Origin of the sequence: Paenibacillus sp. FSL H8-0548, from assembly GCF_038630985.1 — a bacterium.
GTDB lineage: Bacteria > Bacillota > Bacilli > Paenibacillales > Paenibacillaceae > Pristimantibacillus.
This window is the reverse complement of record NZ_CP152049.1, coordinates 5,250,433-5,270,752: the sequence shown is the minus strand read 5'-3', so window position 1 is coordinate 5,270,752 and position 20,320 is coordinate 5,250,433. Positions and strand designations below refer to the sequence as shown.

Below are 20,320 nucleotides of genomic sequence, written 5' to 3'. Positions count from 1 at the left end.
GAGGCCATTATGATGACTAAAGTAAAGCGGAGCATGCTATTGGCATTAATTGGCCTCATACTTGCTGCAATGGTTAGCTGCTCCTCAGCAGAGGATAAGAATAACGTAGCTCAAACGGAGCAAGAGAAGAAGCAAACCGTCGTTCGTCTTGAATATTGGACCCCATTTAGCGGTGGCGACAATCAGTTTATGACGGAAATGGTTGACCGTTTCAATGCAGAAAATCCAGGTATCAAGGTTGTACAGGTCAATTCTCGTTTAGATGACTACTATTCTAGATTACGGACGGCTATTATGTCTGGCAGCGCTCCGGATCTTGCTATTTTGCATCAAACGAGCTTGCCGCAGTTCGTTCAGAATGGCTATATTGAGCAGCTGTCTGAATCGGCGAAGCAAATTGGGCTGGACTGGACGGGCTTCAATAAAAACATACTAGAATCTACTGTATATGATGGTCAGCCGTATGCTGTGCCGCTTGATACGCACGCCCTTGTCCTCTATTACAATAAAACCTATTTAAGAGAAGCTGGCTTATTAGATGAACGCAGTAAACCCATCATTGCCAAAAGCACCGATGGGTTCACCGCATTCCTCCAGAAGCTGAAGACATCTATTCCGCCTGGCGTAGCTCCTATGGCTCAGCCAAGTACGCGGATTGACTCTGTGTGGCTTTGGTGGAGTCTATACAATCAGCTGCAAGGTGGCGGAGCATTTTATAATGAGGAAGTGAATAATGCGGTTTTTAACAATCCGCAAGCTTTGCAAGCGTTAACTTATGTAGATGGCTTATACAAAGCGAAGCTCATACCACCGGATATTAACGATTCCTTTAAACTGTTTTATGATGGCGATGCTGCGGTGCTTATAACCGGCATGTGGGGAACAGGTGCTTTCGAGAAGGCGGACTCCTTAGACTTCGGTGTGATTCCGATGCCTGTTTTATACGATCATCCTGCGGTTTGGGGCGATTCACACACGCTTGCGATACCGAAAAAGCATGGGATGACAGACGAGAAAAAACGTGCGGCGCTTATCTTTGCGAAATGGTGTGTGGAGCATGGTGCGATGTGGGCGGAAGCAGGACATGTGCCGAGCGTGACTAAGGTTGTAGCTAGTGAGCCGTTTAACAGCTTGAATTACCGAAGCGACTATGCGGCTACTGCTAATTATGTAGCGTATTGGCCGCGTCATGTGAGACAGTGGTCGATCGTGGAAATACTTATACAAGAATTTGAAAAGATGAATTACTCTCAGCAAACGCCTGAGCAAACGCTGGAGGCTGCTGTGAAGCGGGTTAATATCGAGCTGCGGAAGTAAGGGCTAACAAGAGGTGGTTACTAGCGATGATTGGGTGGTTTAAAAATCAGGAGCTTGCACGAAAGTTAATCTTAATTAATTTTATACTTATCGTGCTCCCACTCAGTATAATGGGTTATTTCGCATTCACTCGGTTTGCTGCGACGCTTGAGCAAAAGGTCGGCGACTATCAATTGCAGACGCTTAAGCAATTAACGCTGAATATCGACACCTACATGGCGGAATTAGATCGCTTAACGCTTATGCCTTATCAATATGAGCAAATTATTGCGTTTCTCGAGAGCAAAAGAATGATCGGGCAGGCGCTGACGCTGGAAGAAATCAAGCAGTTAAACAGTTTCGTTTCACAGGTGTTTCTGAACGGGCGGATTGATATTGTCGGTGTATCCTTGTTTGGAGAAAGCGGAGCATCCTATGTTGTGCTGCCGGAAAGCCAGTATGTCACAAATTACCGTCTGGATGAAAATGCAGAGTGGCTCAAAAACGAGCAGGTCAGCAATGGACAATCCACATTTATTGCGACCCATAATATTCAATCGACGAGCGGCACGATTTATCCTGTTTTCTCGATTGCGAGGGAGCTGCGCAGCTTCGATACGGGGAAAAAGCTAGGCTATATTGTCATTGATGTTGATCCATCTGTCATTCATAAAATTTTATCGCAGGTTACTTTGGGCAGCCGCGAAGCACTATATCTTACCGATCAAAGCGGAGAAATCGTAGTTGGCAAGGATCGTTCAGAGCCGTTTGAGCGTACGATAATGCCATTTGAGAGCAATCTAGGCGAAGGCGTCATCCACTCTAAATTAAGCGGCGAGAAGCAGCTTGTTTCCTATGTTCAGTCATCGATCACCAAATGGACAACGGTAGGGATCGTGCCTGTATCGGAGCTGATGAAGGACAGCTTGCTTATTCGGAATTCGATTATGCTGTTTGGTATTATTAGTGTGGGCTTAGCAATGCTGATGTCCGTATTTCTGGCGTTTCGAATTACGGAGCCGCTGCGCAGTTTAATTAAGCTCATGCGCAAAGTAGAGCGCGGTGACCTGCTTGTATCCTTCCCTGTCAAGCAATGGGATGAGGTAGGGCATTTAGGCAAAGCGTTTAATACGATGGTATCGAAGCTGAGCGAGCTCGGATATTTGCTTTATGAAACAGAAATTCGAGAGAAGGATGCCCAAATTGCGGCATTGCAAAGTAAAATCAATCCCCATTTCCTGTACAATACGCTCGGATCAATTAGCATGTATGCAGAGGTCGAGGGTAATCAAGAGGTTGTGACGATGACGAACAATTTAAGCAAGCTGCTGCGTTACAGCTTGAGCGGACAGAAGGAGCATGTGAACCTCGGAGATGAGCTTAATCATGTCAGGGGTTATATGACCATTCAAAAAATGCGCTATGAGGATCGAATTGACTTTCAACTGGAGAATGATGAAGCTTTATTAGCCTGCAGAGTCATTCCTTTAATCATTCAACCAATTGTAGAAAATGCCATTAATCATGGTATTGACAAAGGGGTTGGAAGCGGGAAAATTACGTTGTCTTACAAAATCGAGGACGCTCTGCTTCGAATCGTCATTGAAGATGACGGCATTGGCATGACGCAGGAGCAGCTGGGAGCCATTCGCCGACGATTGATGTTTACGAAGGATCTTGGCGGGAAGTCTGGCAACGGATTATTAAATGTGCATAGAAGAATCGTGCTTCATTACGGAGAGTCGTATGGCTTAATGCTGGAGAGCATGCCGTATCAAGGTCTGAAGGTAGTCATGACTTTGCCTGTCGTACTTAAGAAGCCTGATATAGAGGAGGGAATTGCTCATGCCTAGAATCGTTATCGTTGATGACGAATCGATATTTCGCAAAGGCTTGCGCAAAATGATTGCAGACCTTGACCCGGATTGGGAAGTTGTAGGAGAAGCAAGGGACGGGTATGAAGCTCTGCAATTGGCCCAGGAAATTCATCCGGATGCGCTTCTGACAGACATCAGAATGCCTCGAATGGATGGCATTCAGCTGCAGCAAATGATGCGAGAGCGATTTCCGCAAGTGTTATGCGTAGTGATAAGCGGCTTTGATGATTTTGTTTATGTGCAGCAATCGATGAGACAAGGTGCGATCGATTATATGATGAAGCCGATCGAGCGCGAGGAGCTTGCGAAAGTACTAAGTATGCTGAAAGAGAAGATTCATTTGCAGCAAAGCATCCCGGTAAACAAATCGCATCGTGAGGAGTATCAAATCCTTCAGCATGTAAGCGAGCATCTCGTTACGGGGCTGCTGCGAGGCAGTGTGAATGAAGCTGATTTAGAGCTGCTTAAGACCGTGGGGATTCATTTTCAAGAGCCGTATTTCACATGTATGGTCATTAAGCTGGATAAAAACTCAATTGGCAGCGAGCGCTATAATCATGCGGACCCCTCTTTGTTCCAATTGTATATTCAGCAGCTTGTGCAGGAGGTGCTGAGCAGGAGAACGAATGGTTTTTGCTTCATTATGTCGGAGACCAAGGTAGTAGCTTTGCTTAACATTCCTGATCAGGAGAAAGCGATGCTTACAGTAAGAGAAATAGGAGAGACTATTCGCAGGCAAATCACTTCTCTTTCCAATATGACGGTAACCATCGGTATCGGTCAGGCGGCTGAAGGTGTGAGGTTAATCTCGAATGCCTACAACGAGGCGGAAATCGCACTGCTTCACCGTCTTATTTTGGGTGGTGACAGGGTGCTTGTCTACAGTGACATGGTTCAAGTAGACAGCTTTAATAATGGCGAGGCAATGGCAGTCTCTTGGGACAGGCTGGAGCAGGCGATTAACGAGGGCAAACAAGAGGGAGTACTCTGCGCAGCAGAGGTGTTTATTAATGAGCTTTGTACTCATGCAGGGGCTCCTGAGGCCGTGCATCAACAGCTTTGCAAGCTGCTCATTTATTATTATGAGATTGCAGGCAAGCTTGGACTGACGAAGCAGTGGCTTGGAATGAAGGATATGAAAGCTGTTCTTTTCCATATTTGCTCTATCTCATCACGCGAGGAACTCGTGGAGGAATGCTCGCAGCTGCTTGTTCGTTTAACGGAATGCATCGCGAGCAGCACGATGCAGCCCGAGCATGATCCGATTGAAAAGTCGATTCGTTATATCGAGCTGCATTACTCTAAAGCGCTGACACTTAAGGAGGTTGCAGACAATGTTTATTTGAATGCAGCTTATTTCAGTACTTTGTTTAAGCAGCGAACAGGTAAATCATTTATTGAACGTCTGACTGAAATTCGAATTTTGGAGGCCAAGCGGAGAATGGCTCAATCAGACCACAAAGTCGCGAATATCGCCGAGCAAACCGGCTTCTCCAGCATTCGGCATTTTAATCGCGTCTTCAAAAACGAAACGGGAATGTCGCCTAAAGAATACCGCGATCAAATTCATAGTTGAATCAAGGAAGCGGGTATTGCTAGAGAAGTGCTGCGCTAAGCTTCAATAAGCGACGTAAACCTGAATATCCTGGTCGTAGTTGCCGAACTGCTTGCCGAACATGCTTAGACCGCCGCTATGCGTGGCTGTTTCGGGTGCACTGATTCGAAATCTGATATCGTCGCCATAGCCGATGGAAAGCTCCTTAATCGTGCGATCCGACATTCGTATACCGTCAATATAGGAGCCTTCTGAATCAATCGTTATTTGCTTGAGTAAGCCGTGCTGCGTGCCAAGGTCCCACCATGCAGGCGTATAAACGCCTCTAACAGCTCCGAAATCTCCAGGACAGGTCCATATGCCAAGGCATACGTCGTTAATAGAGAAGGAGAGATCGGAGGGCCAATTTTCATTATAGTGAGGAGCCTCGGAGCAGATTTCAAGAGAAATAGAGATGCTCTGAGCGCTCTGCTTCCCAACCAAATAGTTAGGGATACGATATTCAATAAAGCCGCTGCCAAACCATAGGTGGCTGGCCTTTACATGCGCTGGATCGGAAAAATAGCGTGGATCGTCGACGATGCCGATAATTTGCGTATCGGAGGTCAATCCGCAAGTCGGCCTTACCTCGTAGGCAGAATATTGTCCGATTGGAATGGATACAGCATAACGATTTTGATTTGGCTCTTGCTTGGCGCGGAACTGCAAGGTGGCCGATTCAAGTGTGAGATGACATAATTTCTGCCTGCCTCGCGTGCTTGGTATGCTCTCAGTCGTGACAATAGAAGCCTCCTCCAGCTTCTGTATGTGCTTGGTCACAATTGCGGATGAAATGCTTAACGCTTCAGCTAAATCTTTTATATTCATCGGACGAGTATTTAATAGCTCAATGATGTTAATTCTCGTATCGGATGAAAAACACTCCAGAAATTTCAAGTTGCTTCTATTAACCTCAATAATCATCGTGAGCACCTCATTTTCATTCATTCCAGTCTAGTATATAACTTTAAAGTTAATTACACAATTTTAAAGTTGACTATTAACGTGATTATCCTTATTATAAGGCTATAAACATACTTATTAATTAATTATTAACTTAAAAGTTAACTAAAAGGAGCGATTAAAAATGACAAATCAATTACGAGCAGAGTACCCAAGACCGCAGCATGTTAGACAAAACTGGCTTAATTTAAATGGGGAGTGGGAGTTTGAATATGATGATGAGAATGCGGGTCAAGGCTTAAAATGGAACCTTGGCCAATCCTCCTTCTCCAAAAAAATTCAAGTGCCGTTTGCTTTCCAAAGCAAGCTGAGCGGCATTGGCGATCCTGATTTCCATGATACGGTATGGTACCGCAAGGCGGTTTCGATTCCAGATTCATTTAAAGGGAAACGAGTAATATTGCATTTTGGGGCTGTGGACTATGAGGCTTCTGTTTGGGTTAATGGTGAGAAGGTTGCCTATCACGAAGGCGGACATACACCGTTTTTCGCTGATATTACGGATGCATTAGCTGACGAGGACAATGTGATCGTTGTCAAAGCGGTTGACTACAGCAAAGATGTTACCCTTCCGCGCGGCAAGCAGTATTGGCTACAAGACTCGGCGAGTATCTTTTACACGCGTACGACTGGCATTTGGCAGACGGTGTGGATAGAGGCGGTAGACAACATTCATTTGGAGAAGGTGAAATTCACTCCACATTTGGATACGAATGAAATCGAAGTGGATGCGTATTTCAAAGGTGTGGCATCAAATGCGAAAATCTCTCTAAAGGTTGATATTGTATTTGAGGGTCAGCCCGTTACGAGTGACATCTATTCAATTAGCAGCAATCAGAGCAAGCGTACGATTGGGCTGCAGGATTTTAACGATCATGGACTTGGACGCTGGTGGTCTCCTGAGAAACCAAGCTTATATGATATTCAATTTACGGTTTTGGAAGACGGCGCAGTGGTTGATGAGGTATCGAGCTATTTCGGGATGCGCAAAATTTCAATCGAGGCGGGCAAGCTAAGTCTCAATAACCGTCCGTACCAAATGAAGCTCGTGCTCGATCAGGGGTACTTCCCGGACGGAAACCTTACGCCTCCAAGTGATGATGCAATCCGTAGAGACGTGGAACTGACTAAGGAAATGGGATTCAACGGTGCGCGCAAGCATCAAAAAATTGAAGATCCGCGTTATTTGTATTGGTGTGATAAGCTTGGCCTTCTCGTCTGGGGAGAAGCGGCAAACGCATATCAGTATTCGAATGATTATGTTCGCAAGTTTACGAAGGAATGGCAGGAAGCGATCGAGCGTGATTATAACCACCCGAGTATCGTCGTATGGGTTCCGCTGAATGAAAGCTGGGGTGTCCCTAACATCCTGATAGACAAGCAGCAGCAGCAGCATGCGCTATCGATGTATTATTTGACGAAATCGCTGGACCCGACAAGACCGGTCATTTCTAATGATGGCTGGGAGATGGTTGAGACAGACTTGTACAACATTCATGATTATGAATGGAGAGAGGACGTTCTAACGCAAAGGTACGGCTCAGTTGCGGCAGCAATAGCGGCAAGACCAGCCAATCGCGAGCTATCTGTCGGAGGTTTTGAATACAGCGGCCAGCCTATTCTAGTCACAGAGTTTGGCGGCATAGCCTATAAGAAGAGCGAATGGGAAGGCTGGGGCTACTCCGGCGCAGATAATGATGAAGATTATGCAGCTAAGCTAGAAGCAGTTATTAAGCCTATTCGCGTATCGAGCGTTGTACAGGGCTACTGCTATACCCAGCTTACGGATGTTGAACAGGAAATTAATGGACTGCTGACGTATGATCGCAAGCCAAAGATACCGCTAGAAATCATTCGTGCGATTAACGAAGGCATATAAGTTGAAATAAACATTTGCGTTTTGGTCGCTGCGCGAGAAGATCATTCTTACGATCGCGGTTGCAGCCAGATTCTTTGATTTCCTAAGACATTTAAAGGTGAGAATATGGCTGCAAAGGCGAACACTTTGTTTCTCCAGAACGATCTTCTCGCTTCGCTTAAACTTCATTTTTTAAGTTCAGCTTATATATATCTATTTTTCAAATAAAAAAGGCAATCGCTTCTCGTTTAATACCGAGGAGCGATTGCCTTTTTACCGTATGGTTACATGATTAGTAAAGTGAAATGGTTAAAGTATCACGTTCGAAATAAGAATGAAGAGTGGCTTCACTACCGACGATTTCTACACTTATCAACGATTTAAGACAGGTCTTCAAAGCATTTTTACCTGTGGTCAGCTTCCGATTAAGTATGGCGGTAAGCTTCTCAATGGCTTGTTTATTCGTATCGGTTAAATAGACAGGTATCGTTTTATTTTGAAACAGCAGCATAGTTTTCATAGTATGGACCTCCATCCCGCGAAGGATTTTTTTTATAGTGTAACTGACAATTATTAAATAATTCTTAAAATTCGGTGAGTTTTTGGTTACAAAGCTGTAACTTTTCCCGAAAATCAATCAAAATGCCTTATTTTCGCCTATTATGGACGGCGTTCTGACGCTTCCAGCTGTTTTTTTCGGAATTGTGAGGGTGTACATTTCATCGTTTTGCGAAATACTTTAACAAAGTAGCTAATATGATCAAAGCCGACATCAAGGGCTACAGCCGATATTTTGAGCTCGGCTTTTAGCAGCAGCTCCGTTGCTTGTCTGATTCGATATGCATTTAAGTATTCGATTGGCGTCTGCCTGGTCATCGTCTTAAAGAAGCGGCAAAATTGTCCTTCACTCATCGGAATCTGTTCAGCAATCTCAGCGATGCGAATCGGACGATGGAAATTATGCTGCATATATTCGATAGCGGTCTTCAGCCTGTCAATTTTTGTGGAGTCGGCAATGCTTGTCTCCGTTCGATTGCAGTAGCGATCCTTCGTTGCGATCTCGTGGAGCATTAAATATAAATGCCCCTTCACGGCAATCTCGAGGCCGGACGGCTCGCTCTCGCAAATGCTCATAATGCTCTTCAAATGGTGGAGCAAGCTGCGTTCCCACTCGGTGTTTTGAGTAATATGTCTAGGAAACGTTCGTTTCTTATCCTGAAGCGGGGATATAAAACGCTCCTGTACAGCATCAAAGCTGGCACTTGCCAGCAAATGTGTGTCGAATACAACTGCGCAAAACGAACAGGCGGTTTCACCAAGTGCATGTCCAGCATGGATATCGCCTCCGTCGATAAAGACCGCTTCCCCAGCTCGAACGGGGAAATATTCAGTATCAACCTGAAAAAGCACTTCGCCTTCAAGCACACAAAAAAATTCAGCCTCTGCATGCCAATGACAATCTAGAACAGGAATGCCAGCCTCAGGATGCTCAATCCAATAGGCTGCGAGCGGAAACATATTATCGCCATGCAGACGGTCTTCCTTCAAGGAATGACGAGTGGTTTGATCCATTTGATGGGTCCTCCTGTACGAGATTCTAGAGGTTTAGGAAGAATTGAAGAGAAATCGTCAGAATAATGCTATAGTTGGGCATTATTTTGTTAGTTTGTTCGATTAATTATCAGTATAATGCAATTATGAAGGAATGCAAATAAAATAATACAATACAGGAAGGTTGGTTCAGTCCATGAAATTTACAGACGGCAACTGGCTCATTCGTGATGAATACAAAGTATTAGGAGCAGTACAGGTTCATGATTTTGAACAAAATGCCGGCAAGCTGACGGCTTACGCTTCCCCGCAGCCGATTGTTACCCGTTCCAATATGTTGGATACGATGCTGCTAACGGTTCATTTTCATTCTCCATTGCCTGGCATTATCGGAGTTAAGCTTGTACATCACGCTGGCGTTGCAGAGCGCGGCCCGGCATTTGAGCTATCCTCGCAAACGGGCGACCATGTTGTAATTGAAGAAAATGATAATGAAGCTGTTCTAACAAGCGGTAATTTGAGCGTCCATATCCGCAAAGGTCCGGTATGGGCAGTTGATTTCTATCGCGGCGGCGAGCGCATTACAGGCAGTACACAAAAATCAATGGCTTACATTACAGAGGACAACGGCAATACTTTCATGCGCGAGGAGCTGGATGTTGGTGTTGGCGAGTGGGTTTATGGACTTGGCGAGCGCTTTACATCATTCGTGAGAAACGGACAAGTCGTTGATCTATGGAACAAAGACGGCGGAACAAGCTCCGAGCAATCCTATAAAAATATCCCTTTTTACATTACAAACAAGGGCTACGGCGTATTCGTCAATCATCCTGAGCTTGTATCATTCGAAATCACTTCAGAAAAAGTGAAAAAAGCTCAATTCAGCGTAGCTGGAGAATCGCTCGAATATTTCATTATTGACGGTCCAAGCATGAAGGAAGTGCTCAACCGCTATACGGATCTTACAGGCAAGCCTTCCTTGCCTCCAGCATGGACATTTGGGCTATGGCTGACAACATCATTCACAACTAATTATGATGAAGCAACCGTGAACTCTTTTGTTGACGGAATGGCAGAGCGCGACTTGCCGCTGCATGTATTCCACTTTGATTGTTTCTGGATGCGTGAGTTCCATTGGACGGATTTCAAATGGGATGAGCGTGTATTCCCGGACCCAGTGGGCATGCTTGCACGTTTGAAGGAAAAAGGGCTGAAGATTTGTGTATGGATCAATCCGTACATCGCTCAGCGCTCACGCTTGTTCGAAGAAGGCAAGCAAAACGGTTATTTAGTGAAGAAGCCTAACGGAGATGTATGGCAATGGGATTTGTGGCAGCCAGGCATGGCGCTTGTCGATTTCACCAACCCAGCGGCATGCGAATGGTATGCAGGCTACCTGCGTGAGCTTGTAGATATGGGCGTAGACAGCTTCAAAACAGATTTCGGCGAGCGAATTCCTACAGACGTTGCTTACTTCGATGGCTCTGACCCGATGAAAATGCATAACTATTACACACAGCTTTATAATAAAGTCGTATTTGAAGTGCTTGAAGAAAAGCTAGGCAAAAACGAAGCGGCTCTGTTCGCGCGTTCAGCTACTGCCGGCGGTCAAAAGTTCCCAGTTCACTGGGGCGGCGATTGTTATGCGGATTATGAGTCAATGGCTGAGAGCCTTCGCGGCGGCTTGTCGCTCGGTATTTCTGGCTTTGGCTTCTGGAGCCATGACATTGGCGGCTTTGAAAACACAGCCCCTGATCATGTATTCAAACGCTGGCTGGCATTTGGCTTGCTTTCTAGCCACAGCCGTCTGCACGGAAGCAAATCGTACCGGGTGCCTTGGGCATATGATACCGAGGCAGTTGACGTTACGCGTTTCTTTACGAAGCTGAAATGCCGCATTATGCCTTACTTGTTCAATACAGCTGTTCAAGCAACTGAGCTTGGTTTGCCTTCGATGCGTGCGATGGTGCTTGAATTCCCTGAGGATCCGACGACTGAGGTTCTTGATCGTCAATATATGCTCGGCGACTCCTTGCTGGTAGCTCCAATCTTCAATGAGCAGGGCAATGTGACTTATTATTTGCCGGCTGGCAAATGGACTCACCTGCTCACTGGTGAAATTGTAGAGGGCGGCTCATGGCGCAAAGAGAAATATGATTTCTTCAGTTTGCCATTATTCGTACGTCCGAACTCCATTATTGCGCTTGGAGCAAATGATGTTCGCCCTGATTATGACTATGCAGATGGTGTATCGCTTGAGCTTCACAATCTGGAGGATGGCAAAACGGCGGAAACGATCGTTCGTGATGTTAAAGGAGCAACCGAGCTTACTGTATCAGCAAGCCGTCTAGGCGGAGCTATTTCAGTTAAAGTCGAAGGTGCGAGCAAACCATTCTCGTTTGCCATTAAAGGTCTAGGCAGCATTGCTTCAATCGAAGGCATTCAGGCAGAGGTTGACGGCAATGTAGTGAAAATTAACCCAAGCTCGAAGCTGGCGGCATTTACCATTAATATCTAATTTAATCATGCAGCAGCTCTGCCAAAGCCTAATGAGGGTTTAGGCGGGGCTGTTGTCTCTTTGTTAGCCGTTAATAGGAGCTTTAACCAAAATCGCATAAGAAAAGGCTAATAAAACAGCTGTTTTTTGCCCTGCGCTGTCGATATAATGGAATCAGAAAGCAAAATAAAATATATTAAAATAAAGATATAAGGGAGTGCAGCTTACATGTCACGTATGAATATTGGCTTGCAATTGTACACAGTGCGGGATGCTACAGCGGCGGACTTTGAAGGTACGCTTCGCCAGGTTGCTGCTATGGGCTATGAGGGCGTAGAATTTGCTGGTTACGGAGATATCAAAGCGGAAGCGATGCGCGATTTGCTGCAGGAGCTGAACCTGAAAGCAATCGGAAGCCATATCGGTTTGCAACTGCTTGAAGAGCGCATTGAGGAGGAAATTGCTTATCTTCAAACAATTGGAGCTCAATATGCCATTTGTCCATGGCTGCCGGCAGATGCACGCGATGCAGCAGCATGGCAGAATCATCTCGTGAAATTCGAGGAGTACGGTAAGCGTTTCCGTGAAGCAGGCATTACATTCGCGTATCATAACCATGATTTTGAATTCGAAGTGGAAATCGATGGCCAAATCGTATTTGATGCGATGTACGAGCGTATCGATGCGCAGTATTTGCAAGTAGAAATGGATATCGGCTGGGTACAATACTCAGGCGTTGATCCACTAGCTTACATTGCGAAGTATGCTGGTCGTTTGCCGCTGCTTCACTTGAAGGATTTCCGAGCAGGCGAAAAAGGTCAGCAAATTGATACCGTTGAACTTGGCCGCGGTGATTTGCCGCTTCTAGATATTATTGATTCCGCTTCGAAGGCATCCGTTGAATGGCTGATCGTCGAGCAGGATACTTGTGCGAACCCGCCGCTCGAAGCTGTAGCTGAGAGCATGGAATGGGTTAAAGCAAATTTTTTGAACAAATAAATTAATTTAAAATAGACAGGGGAAAATATGAACATGTCCAAAGTACGCGTAGCAGTAATAGGTTGCGGCTCCATTTCGAAATACCGTCACATTCCTGAATATGCAGCACACGAGAATGTAGAGCTTGTAGCATTCGTTGATCCCATTATCGAACGCGCTGAGCTCTATGCTGATCAGTATGGCGCCAAAGCTTTTGCAGATTTCGAAACGATGCTCGCAGAGATTAAGCCTGATGCAGTCAGTGTATGTACGCCAAATGCATTGCATGCTCCGATGTCCATTGCGGTAGCTAATGCTGGCGCTCATGTATTAGTTGAGAAGCCGATGGCAGTTACAGATGAAGAAGCCGAAGCGATGATTGAAGCAGCTAAGAAAAACGGCGTTCACCTCATGGTAGGCCATAACCAGCGCTTTATGCCTCCGCATGTGAAGGCGAAGCAAGTGCTGCAATCGGGCGTGCTTGGCAAAGTACTTACATTCCGTACTTCGTTCGGTCACCCTGGACCGGATGGCTGGAGTATTGACGGCGCAAGCAGCTGGTTCTTCCGCAAGCCGGAAGCGATTATGGGCGCAATGGGCGATTTGGGCGTTCATAAATCAGATCTTATTCGCTGGATGCTGGATGATGAGGTTTCAGAGGTAGCTGGCTTTGTCGGTACATTGGATAAGAAGGGTACAGATGTAGACGATAACGCATCCTGCTTGCTTCGCATGAAGAGCGGGGCTATTGGTACATTGGTTGCAAGCTGGACTTATTACAAGGGTGAGGACAACAGCACGATTCTTTGGTGCGAGAATGGCGTAATGAAGATCGGTACGCATCCGGACGATCAAGTCATCGTTGAGCTGCGCAATGGCACAGTTGAGAAGCATAAGGTTGGCGCAATCTCTACCAACGACAAGCAAGAGTCCAGCGGTGTTGTCAATGCTTTCTTGGAGAGCATTCTAACGAACACAACGCCTGCTGTAAGCGGTGAGGATGGCCGTGCTTCCTTAAAAGTTATTTTGTGCGCATTCGAATCACAAGCGACTGGCAAGTTCATCAGCGTAAACTAATCAAGCGGAATACCTCCGATAGGCGAGCTGAAATCGCCCAGTCGGAGGTATTCTTTTTTGAACACTATCTTGCATTGTAGAATAGCTTATGGTAAATTATATAAAACAGCAACGCAGTGCGCACCGCTATACTACAATAGTGAATAGTAAGCTATGCTTCATATCACTAATGGGGGACGAGAAATGAACATTCAATTTAAAAAGGGCGTATTGGAAATATGCGTGCTTGTGTTAGCAACACGTGGAGATCGTTATGGCTATGAGCTGGCAGTGAAAATTTCCGAGAAATTCGAGGTTGCCGTCGGCAGTGTATACCCGCTGCTAAGCAGATTAACGCAGGATGGCTATTTCTCTACTTATTTAAAGGAGTCCACTGAGGGGCCGCCGCGTAAATATTATCATTTGACGCCAGAGGGCTGGAATCATATGCGAGAGCTCATTGCAGAATGGAAAAGCTTTACCCAGGCGGTAAACGAAATTGTAGAGGAAGGACTAAAACCATGACGACAAGAGATCGATATATGCTCGAGCTTGAAGAGCTGCTTAAGGTAATCCCGGAAGTGCAGCGCAAGGATTGGCTGTATGATTATTACCTTCATTTTCAGCAAGCGGTTGAAAATGGTCAGAGTGAAGAGGATGCCGCTCGCGAGCTGGGAGACCCTAGGTTGATTGCCAATGAGCTGCTGCTGAGCTATCGCGTAGATGAGGCGGAGACGAACAGCAGCTTCGGCAAGCTCTCTAAAGCAGTATTTGCGACCGTGAGTCTTGGATTGTTTAATATTATATTCATACTCGGTCCCTATCTGGCATTAGCGGCAGTTATTCTTTCTTTATGGGTATCTGCGCTTGCTATTGGATTGGCGGGAATCGGCATTGCCATTGAGAGTGTCGTAAATAACACGTTTACTATTCCTCAAGCTTTAACGATAGCGCTGATTACGAGTGCAATTACTATTTTGCTCATCGTCGGTTTAAAAGCTCTTACTGCTGCTTTTTACAAAATGACATTAAAATATTTGAAATTTAATACGAGAATCTTCAGGGGGAGTAACAAATGAAGAAATTAGTGGCTATTGCTTTAATATTGCTCGGAATTGGTGTGCTATGCGCATATTTTGTTTTTGATAAAAATGATATTGGCAAGTTCAAGGGTGATCCTTATTTGCAGGAAAAGACCGTTGCTGCGGAAGCTATAAGCTCCATTCATGTGGAAACAGACACGTATAGTGTTACATTCGTAAAAGGCAATACTGAGGATATCCAAATGCGGCTTGAAGGTAATGTGAGCAAAAAAAATGAAAATAAAATTGTATTTAATACGGATACCAAAGGCGATACATTATATGTTAAGAGCTATACGAAACCTCAATTTATGGTTGGCATATCGATTGTAAATCTGAAGCTAATTGTTGAACTTCCTGATAGGCTATGGGACAAAGTTGAAATTGAAACGGATACCGGCAATATTAATATAGACCAATTTAATGCAGATAAGCTCATTGTGAATTTGGATACAGGCAATTTGAATATTTCAAACTACAGCGTTAATGTTATTGATTTTGATACGGATACAGGAAATGTTACATTGACGGATGGAACAGGCAAGGTAAAGGGAGACACAGACACAGGCAATATAAAAATAGAAACAGACGAATTGCGCAATGATGTGGATATCCAGTCTGATACGGGCAATATAACGATAAATGTTGATAAGCAGCCAGAATCAGCAGCGATTCATATCGAGAAGGATATTGGCAGCAGCAAGGTTGAATGGTCTGGCTTTAGCGATACTAATGAGTCTAAAAGTATTATGGAAGGCAAAATTGGCAGCGGCGATATTTCCATTAATATTAAATCAGATGTCGGCAACGTGAAGCTTGGCCACCGTTAATCAAACGAAGAGCAGCCTATGGGAATGATCATAGGCTGCTCTTTTTTAAAATATAGGAAAGTATATCCTTTCGCCATACTATCTCTATATTTCTCCGGAATGAAACGCGCAGCGCCGCCAAAGGACGGCGACAGCCGTTTCACCTTGTGTGCATGCCGTCTCGCTGAGAAAGATAGCCGCATATACTATAGTAATCTTTTTGTCGAAAGGAAGAGATGCATCATGGCTGTTGAACGCAAAAACTTTCGCAGGTTTACTTATGCGGAGTATATGGACTATTTGCAACCGTTCGTGGGCAAGGTGAAGTTCTCGCAGATTCACATCCATGGCACATGGAAACCAACGATTGCTGATTATCGGAAAGCTGCTGACAAGATTAAAATTATACAAGGGATGTGGCGCTTTCATGCGATTACGCAAAACTGGGGTGATATTGCCCAGCATGCAACGATCGATCCTGACGGTTACATTTGGGAAGGCAGATCATTGCTGCAAGCCCCTGCTTCGGCAGTAGGCTACAACGATCCGGATGATGACCGGATTCATCCCTTCATGTTCGAAATGATTGGAAATTTTGACGTTGGTGCGGAGAAGCTGGAAGGGGCACAGCTGGCTGCTGCCGTTAAGCTTACTAGCAGTATTGCAAGGCTATGGAAGCTGCCAGAGAGTCAAATTAAGTTTCATCGTGAAATGAATGCCGCAAAAACCTGTCCGGGGAGCGCATTAAGTAAAGCCTCGTTTTTAGAACTCGTTCGCGATTGGAGGGAGGTCGAAATGACTTCTGCTGATGCAAACAAAATCATTGCTACTTGGCTGTCGCCAGCGTGGTTTGCCGCTAGTACCAAGGCGGAGCGTGATGAAATTCATCGATTGGCAAATGTACTCCGGAAAGCTAGCGGTCAGCTGTAATATTCGTCATTAGCATATTCTCATAATGCAGTAACGGTGCTGTTTTGCTAGCTGTTTTCGGCATTCTACCATTTTTTGTGTCATGAATCGGTGAAAACCCCGTGGTAAGATAAGTGGCGTCGGGAAGAACGATGCGCAAACAAAACGAATGCGCTGCTGAATGGAACCTCAGTCGTAGACGTTTTGAATAAAAAAACTTATTTTATTAGGAGGAAATATTCATGAAGATGCAACCAATACGTGTAGGTGTCGCTAGCTTAATCGCAGCAGCAGTAATCGGCGTAGGAATTACAGGCCCAACGGCAGGTGCAGCACCGGCTGTGAAAACATACTCCAATCTTAAAGCCTTTACGATTAGCCAAGATATAATTAAACAAATTACAGATAAATACGGTGTAGATCTTGGCAAGCTGCTAAATGGTACGACAATTCAATTGCCAACGCCAGGCGGTTCAGCTGGGGATGCAGGAACTGGAACAGTAACGAAGCCAAGCACAGGAACTGGTACGGTAACGAAGCCAAGCACAGGAACTGGAACAGTAACAAAGCCGGGCACAGAAACTGGTACGGTAACGAAGCCAAGCACAGGAACTGGAACAGTAACGAAGCCGGGCACAGAAACTGGTACGGTAACGAAGCCAAGCACAGGAACTGGAACAGTAACGAAGCCGGGCACAGAAACTGGTACGGTAACAAAACCTACACAGCCTAGTACTGGAGGCAGCACAGGCAATGATACAACAACAGGCAATACTGGATCTGAGAGCTTGAGCGATTATCAATCACAAGTAATTACATTAGTTAATAAAGAGCGTGCGAATGCTGGATTATCTGCTTTGACAAGTGATGCTTTGCTTACCAAAGTAGCAACAGAGAAAGCAAGAGACATGGACGTGAACAACTACTTCAGCCATACGTCGCCGACTTACGGCTCTCCATTTGATATGATGCGTTCATTTGGTGTTTCTTATTCCTATGCTGGCGAGAACATTGCCTCTGGACAGAAAACTCCTCAAGACGTAATGACTGCTTGGATGAATAGTCCTGGTCACCGTGCGAACATTCTTAGCGGAAACTTCACTAAAATCGGTGTTGGCTATGTCAATGGCGAATGGGTTCAAATGTTTATCGGCTAGTTTTAGCTGAAGAGATTAGAGAACTTGAGGGTTAAGGGCGCAATGCGCCCTTAACTATCTCTTTTTTAACAATAACGCTATCGAAGTTGTGAAACTCCGGAAGCGCACAGGAGGATTTACTAAATGTTTAAAAAACGCAGTTTAGCAGCAGCAATCGTTGGATTATCCGTCATGATGGCGGCAGGAACCGTTAACGCAGCTTCACAAACACATACTTCGATTGACAATGATACATTTTGGAAATTATCGAAACAATATAATGTTCCGCTTGATAAGCTTCTCGAAGCGAATGCAAAGGTTGATCCGTTAAACCTTTATAAAGGAATCAAGCTTACAATCCCATCTAACGAAACGGAAATTAAAGCTGCTCAAAAATCAGCTTCAACGGTGAAAGCAACTGCTGCTGAAGATGCTAAGACAGTTATTGCTTTGAATGGAAAGGAATACGCTTACTCTAAGGCGCTCCTTGTACAAGCTACTGCCTATACAGCGGCTGCAGCGGAAAATGGTAAATGGGGTGCTGTCGACTATTTTGGTGCTAAGCTTAAGGTGGGGACAATCGCTGTTGATCCTAAAATAATTCCGCTTGGCACGAAGCTTTATGTTGCTGGTTATGATTATAACGGATTGCCAAAAGGCGGGATGATCGCTACAGCGACCGATACCGGTGGGGCAATTAAAGGAAATCGAATTGATATCTTTGTTCCAGGCGTTACAAGTCAAGCTAAGTCATTCGGCATTCAAAACGTTAAAGTATTTATTTTAAAATAGGATTCCTTCAAAAAAACCGTTATTCCGCGATAGTTAAGCGGGTTAACGGTTTTGTTCTATTTATAAAGGCTTGCGGGCAGCGGCTTGACCCAATAGCTCAGGAAGCGTGACGAGTTCATAGCCCTTGCTCTGGAGCAGTTTTATGAGCTTAGGCAAAGCTGCAAGCGTGCCGGCTAAATTTTGATTATCTCCTCCTCCAGCATGCTGGAGAACAATAGAGCCTGGCCGAAGCGTGCTTTTTATATTTTGCAGCACAACTGAACTGCTCGGATTGTTTTTCCAGTCTACCGAGTCCACATCCCAATTAACAATTGTAAATCCGGCTTGCTTGCTCCATTTCACTTGCTGAGGCAATAACTCGCCATATGGAGGCCGGATAAAATGAGGAGAGTAGCCGACGATGCTTTGAATAATGGCATCGGTTTTCCAAATTTGGTTTTGATAATTTGCCATCGAAAGGCTGGATAATACCGAATGGTTGTAGGAATGATTTCCGATAACATGTCCCTCATTATGTATTCGTTTCGTAATGGAAGGATATTTGGCAGCACGATTTCCAACGACAAAAAAAGTGGCGCAAACATGATGCTCGGCTAAAATATCCAAAATAGCCGGCGTATATCTAGAATCAGGTGCATCATCAAAGGTAAGCGCTACTCGCATGCTATGACGAGGCCCATTCAGGAAAAAAGCGTTTGGAAACTGCTTGTTGAGTGTGACCCAAGATGTACCGGCTGTTTTGCGCTTTTTTGCATCAGAAGCTGGCTTGGTTTGTATTTGCTGCTGCAAGCTAGAAGCAGCAATTGAATCGGTTGCCAAGCTTATTAGCGAAAAACCGAGAATAGCTGTGTACACCACCTGCAGCCAAAATTTTCGTTGGTGTGGCATTTTCCACATATCGAATTGCCCTCCTGCTCAAATATATAGTACTGTGCCGCTATTTTAACCAATTCGTATGCTTTCATGCGCTTTACATTGAAAATGAGGAAGCTTAAGATGGTAATAGATATTCATTCTCATTCAAAGGAGATTATGATATGAAGCTGCTGCAATTCATACATGCGAATCAAGTAAAGCTAGGCATCAAAGCCGAGGATGGTATTATCGATATTCAGGCTGCATCGCAGGCGCTTGGACTTACAGCTCCACAATCGATTGATGCGGTTATCGGCGGCGGCACTGAGGCTAGAACACAGCTGGAAGCTGTAATAAAGGCGGCATTGGAAACACCGAGTCCAGCATATATTTACAATGAGTCAACGATCTCTTTTGCGCCTGTCGTTTCTAGTCCGCAAAAAATTATTTGTGTGGGCTTGAATTATCGCAAGCATGCGGAGGAGACGAAGGCAGAAATTCCAACTTCACCTATTTTGTTTAATAAATTTGCGAACGCACTTGCTGGGCATGGTGGGACTGTCGAGCTTCCGCTTACGAGCGCTGAGGTTGATTACGAAGCGGAGCTTGCTATTATTATAGGAAAACCCGCCAAAAATGTTGAAGAAGAAGCTGCGCTGGATTATGTGTTTGGCTACAGCTGTGCGAATGATTTATCTGCACGGAATTTACAGCGCCGCACATCCCAGTGGATGCTTGGCAAAAGCTGTGATGGCTTTGCTCCGATCGGCCCATTTATTGTTACCGCGGATGAGATCAATGATCCTGACTCGCTTGCCATTTCATGCAGCGTAAACGGCGTACAGAAGCAGCATTCCAATACAGCAGATATGATTTTCTCATGCCGCTCGATCGTAAGCTACATATCCAAGCATATGACGCTTGTGCCCGGCGATATTATTTTGACAGGAACACCTGAGGGCGTCGTTATCGGCTATCCTAAAGAACAGCGCGTATTTTTGAAATCTGGAGATGTCGTTGCCGTTCAAATTGAGCGTTTGGGCGAGTTAATCGTCACGATGGCATGA

Annotated in this window: 18 protein-coding genes; 14 read left to right on the top strand and 4 right to left on the bottom strand. The window is 45.1% G+C overall.

The window, feature by feature from the left end; all coding sequences use genetic code 11:
• Window positions 1-9: 9 nt before the first annotated feature.
• The 3 genes from MHI37_RS22910 to MHI37_RS22900 are packed head-to-tail and all read left to right on the top strand — an operon-like array spanning window position 10 to window position 4,749.
• Window positions 10-1,317, top strand: coding sequence for an ABC transporter substrate-binding protein (locus tag MHI37_RS22910; protein ID WP_076339487.1), 1,308 nt, complete (start codon window positions 10-12; stop codon window positions 1,315-1,317).
• A gap of 26 nt (window positions 1,318-1,343) precedes the next feature.
• Window positions 1,344-3,149 carry a sensor histidine kinase gene (locus tag MHI37_RS22905; protein ID WP_076339488.1) on the top strand — a complete coding sequence of 602 codons (1,806 nt, stop codon included), beginning with the start codon at window positions 1,344-1,346 and terminating at the stop codon, window positions 3,147-3,149.
• Complete coding sequence (locus MHI37_RS22900; protein ID WP_076339489.1) at window positions 3,142-4,749, top strand: response regulator; 1,608 nt, start codon at window positions 3,142-3,144, stop codon at window positions 4,747-4,749. The genes MHI37_RS22905 and MHI37_RS22900 overlap by 8 nt, the downstream gene beginning before the upstream one ends.
• A 42-nt stretch (window positions 4,750-4,791) precedes the next feature.
• On the opposite strand, the gene MHI37_RS22895 is transcribed toward MHI37_RS22900, so the two are convergent.
• The gene (locus MHI37_RS22895) at window positions 4,792-5,691 is read right to left on the bottom strand and encodes an ArsR family transcriptional regulator (protein WP_076339490.1); all 900 of its coding nucleotides are present in this window, start codon (window positions 5,689-5,691) and stop codon (window positions 4,792-4,794) included.
• A gap of 163 nt (window positions 5,692-5,854) precedes the next feature.
• Between MHI37_RS22895 and MHI37_RS22890 the strand changes: the two genes are divergently transcribed.
• The gene (locus MHI37_RS22890; protein WP_076339491.1) at window positions 5,855-7,609 is read left to right on the top strand and encodes a glycoside hydrolase family 2; all 1,755 of its coding nucleotides are present in this window, start codon (window positions 5,855-5,857) and stop codon (window positions 7,607-7,609) included.
• Window positions 7,610-7,880: 271 nt separating this feature from the next.
• On the opposite strand, the gene MHI37_RS22885 is transcribed toward MHI37_RS22890, so the two are convergent.
• Together MHI37_RS22885 and MHI37_RS22880 are read right to left on the bottom strand one after the other, a co-directional pair.
• Window positions 7,881-8,108: a 3-dehydroquinate dehydratase gene (locus MHI37_RS22885; RefSeq protein WP_076339492.1), complete on the bottom strand. Its 228-nt coding sequence runs from the start codon at window positions 8,106-8,108 to the stop codon at window positions 7,881-7,883.
• A 140-nt stretch (window positions 8,109-8,248) separates the two neighbouring features.
• Window positions 8,249-9,160 (bottom strand): AraC family transcriptional regulator, encoded by a 912-nt coding sequence (locus MHI37_RS22880; protein WP_076339493.1) that lies wholly within the window; start codon window positions 9,158-9,160, stop codon window positions 8,249-8,251.
• Between the two features lie 175 nt (window positions 9,161-9,335).
• On the opposite strand from MHI37_RS22880, the gene yicI reads away from it, so the two are divergent.
• From yicI to MHI37_RS22835, 9 genes are all read left to right on the top strand, one after another.
• The gene (yicI, locus tag MHI37_RS22875; protein ID WP_076339494.1) at window positions 9,336-11,657 is read left to right on the top strand and encodes an alpha-xylosidase; all 2,322 of its coding nucleotides are present in this window, start codon (window positions 9,336-9,338) and stop codon (window positions 11,655-11,657) included.
• A 207-nt stretch (window positions 11,658-11,864) separates the two neighbouring features.
• Window positions 11,865-12,635: a sugar phosphate isomerase/epimerase gene (locus tag MHI37_RS22870; RefSeq protein WP_076339495.1), complete on the top strand. Its 771-nt coding sequence runs from the start codon at window positions 11,865-11,867 to the stop codon at window positions 12,633-12,635.
• A 33-nt stretch (window positions 12,636-12,668) separates the two neighbouring features.
• Entirely contained in the window at window positions 12,669-13,691 is a 1,023-nt protein-coding gene (locus MHI37_RS22865; RefSeq protein WP_076339496.1) for a Gfo/Idh/MocA family oxidoreductase, read from the top strand.
• A 183-nt stretch (window positions 13,692-13,874) separates the two neighbouring features.
• Complete coding sequence (locus MHI37_RS22860) at window positions 13,875-14,195, top strand: PadR family transcriptional regulator (protein WP_076339497.1); 321 nt, start codon at window positions 13,875-13,877, stop codon at window positions 14,193-14,195.
• Window positions 14,192-14,749: a DUF1700 domain-containing protein gene (locus tag MHI37_RS22855; protein ID WP_076339498.1), complete on the top strand. Its 558-nt coding sequence runs from the start codon at window positions 14,192-14,194 to the stop codon at window positions 14,747-14,749. The genes MHI37_RS22860 and MHI37_RS22855 overlap by 4 nt, the downstream gene beginning before the upstream one ends.
• Window positions 14,746-15,582 (top strand): DUF4097 family beta strand repeat-containing protein, encoded by an 837-nt coding sequence (locus tag MHI37_RS22850; RefSeq protein ID WP_076339499.1) that lies wholly within the window; start codon window positions 14,746-14,748, stop codon window positions 15,580-15,582. Before MHI37_RS22855 ends, MHI37_RS22850 begins: the two co-directional genes overlap by 4 nt.
• Window positions 15,583-15,804: 222 nt before the next feature.
• Window positions 15,805-16,491, top strand: a complete 687-nt coding sequence (locus tag MHI37_RS22845) for a peptidoglycan recognition family protein (RefSeq protein WP_076339500.1) — start codon at window positions 15,805-15,807, stop codon at window positions 16,489-16,491.
• Window positions 16,492-16,712: 221 nt separating this feature from the next.
• The gene (locus tag MHI37_RS22840; RefSeq protein ID WP_342556512.1) at window positions 16,713-17,627 is read left to right on the top strand and encodes a CAP domain-containing protein; all 915 of its coding nucleotides are present in this window, start codon (window positions 16,713-16,715) and stop codon (window positions 17,625-17,627) included.
• Between the two features lie 123 nt (window positions 17,628-17,750).
• Complete coding sequence (locus MHI37_RS22835) at window positions 17,751-18,398, top strand: 3D domain-containing protein (RefSeq protein WP_076339502.1); 648 nt, start codon at window positions 17,751-17,753, stop codon at window positions 18,396-18,398.
• Between the two features lie 60 nt (window positions 18,399-18,458).
• On the opposite strand, the gene MHI37_RS22830 is transcribed toward MHI37_RS22835, so the two are convergent.
• A complete protein-coding gene (locus tag MHI37_RS22830; RefSeq protein WP_256710696.1) occupies window positions 18,459-19,295 on the bottom strand; it encodes a polysaccharide deacetylase family protein in 837 nt (278 codons plus the stop codon).
• A gap of 140 nt (window positions 19,296-19,435) precedes the next feature.
• On the opposite strand from MHI37_RS22830, the gene MHI37_RS22825 reads away from it, so the two are divergent.
• Window positions 19,436-20,320 carry a fumarylacetoacetate hydrolase family protein gene (locus tag MHI37_RS22825; RefSeq protein WP_076339503.1) on the top strand — a complete coding sequence of 295 codons (885 nt, stop codon included), beginning with the start codon at window positions 19,436-19,438 and terminating at the stop codon, window positions 20,318-20,320.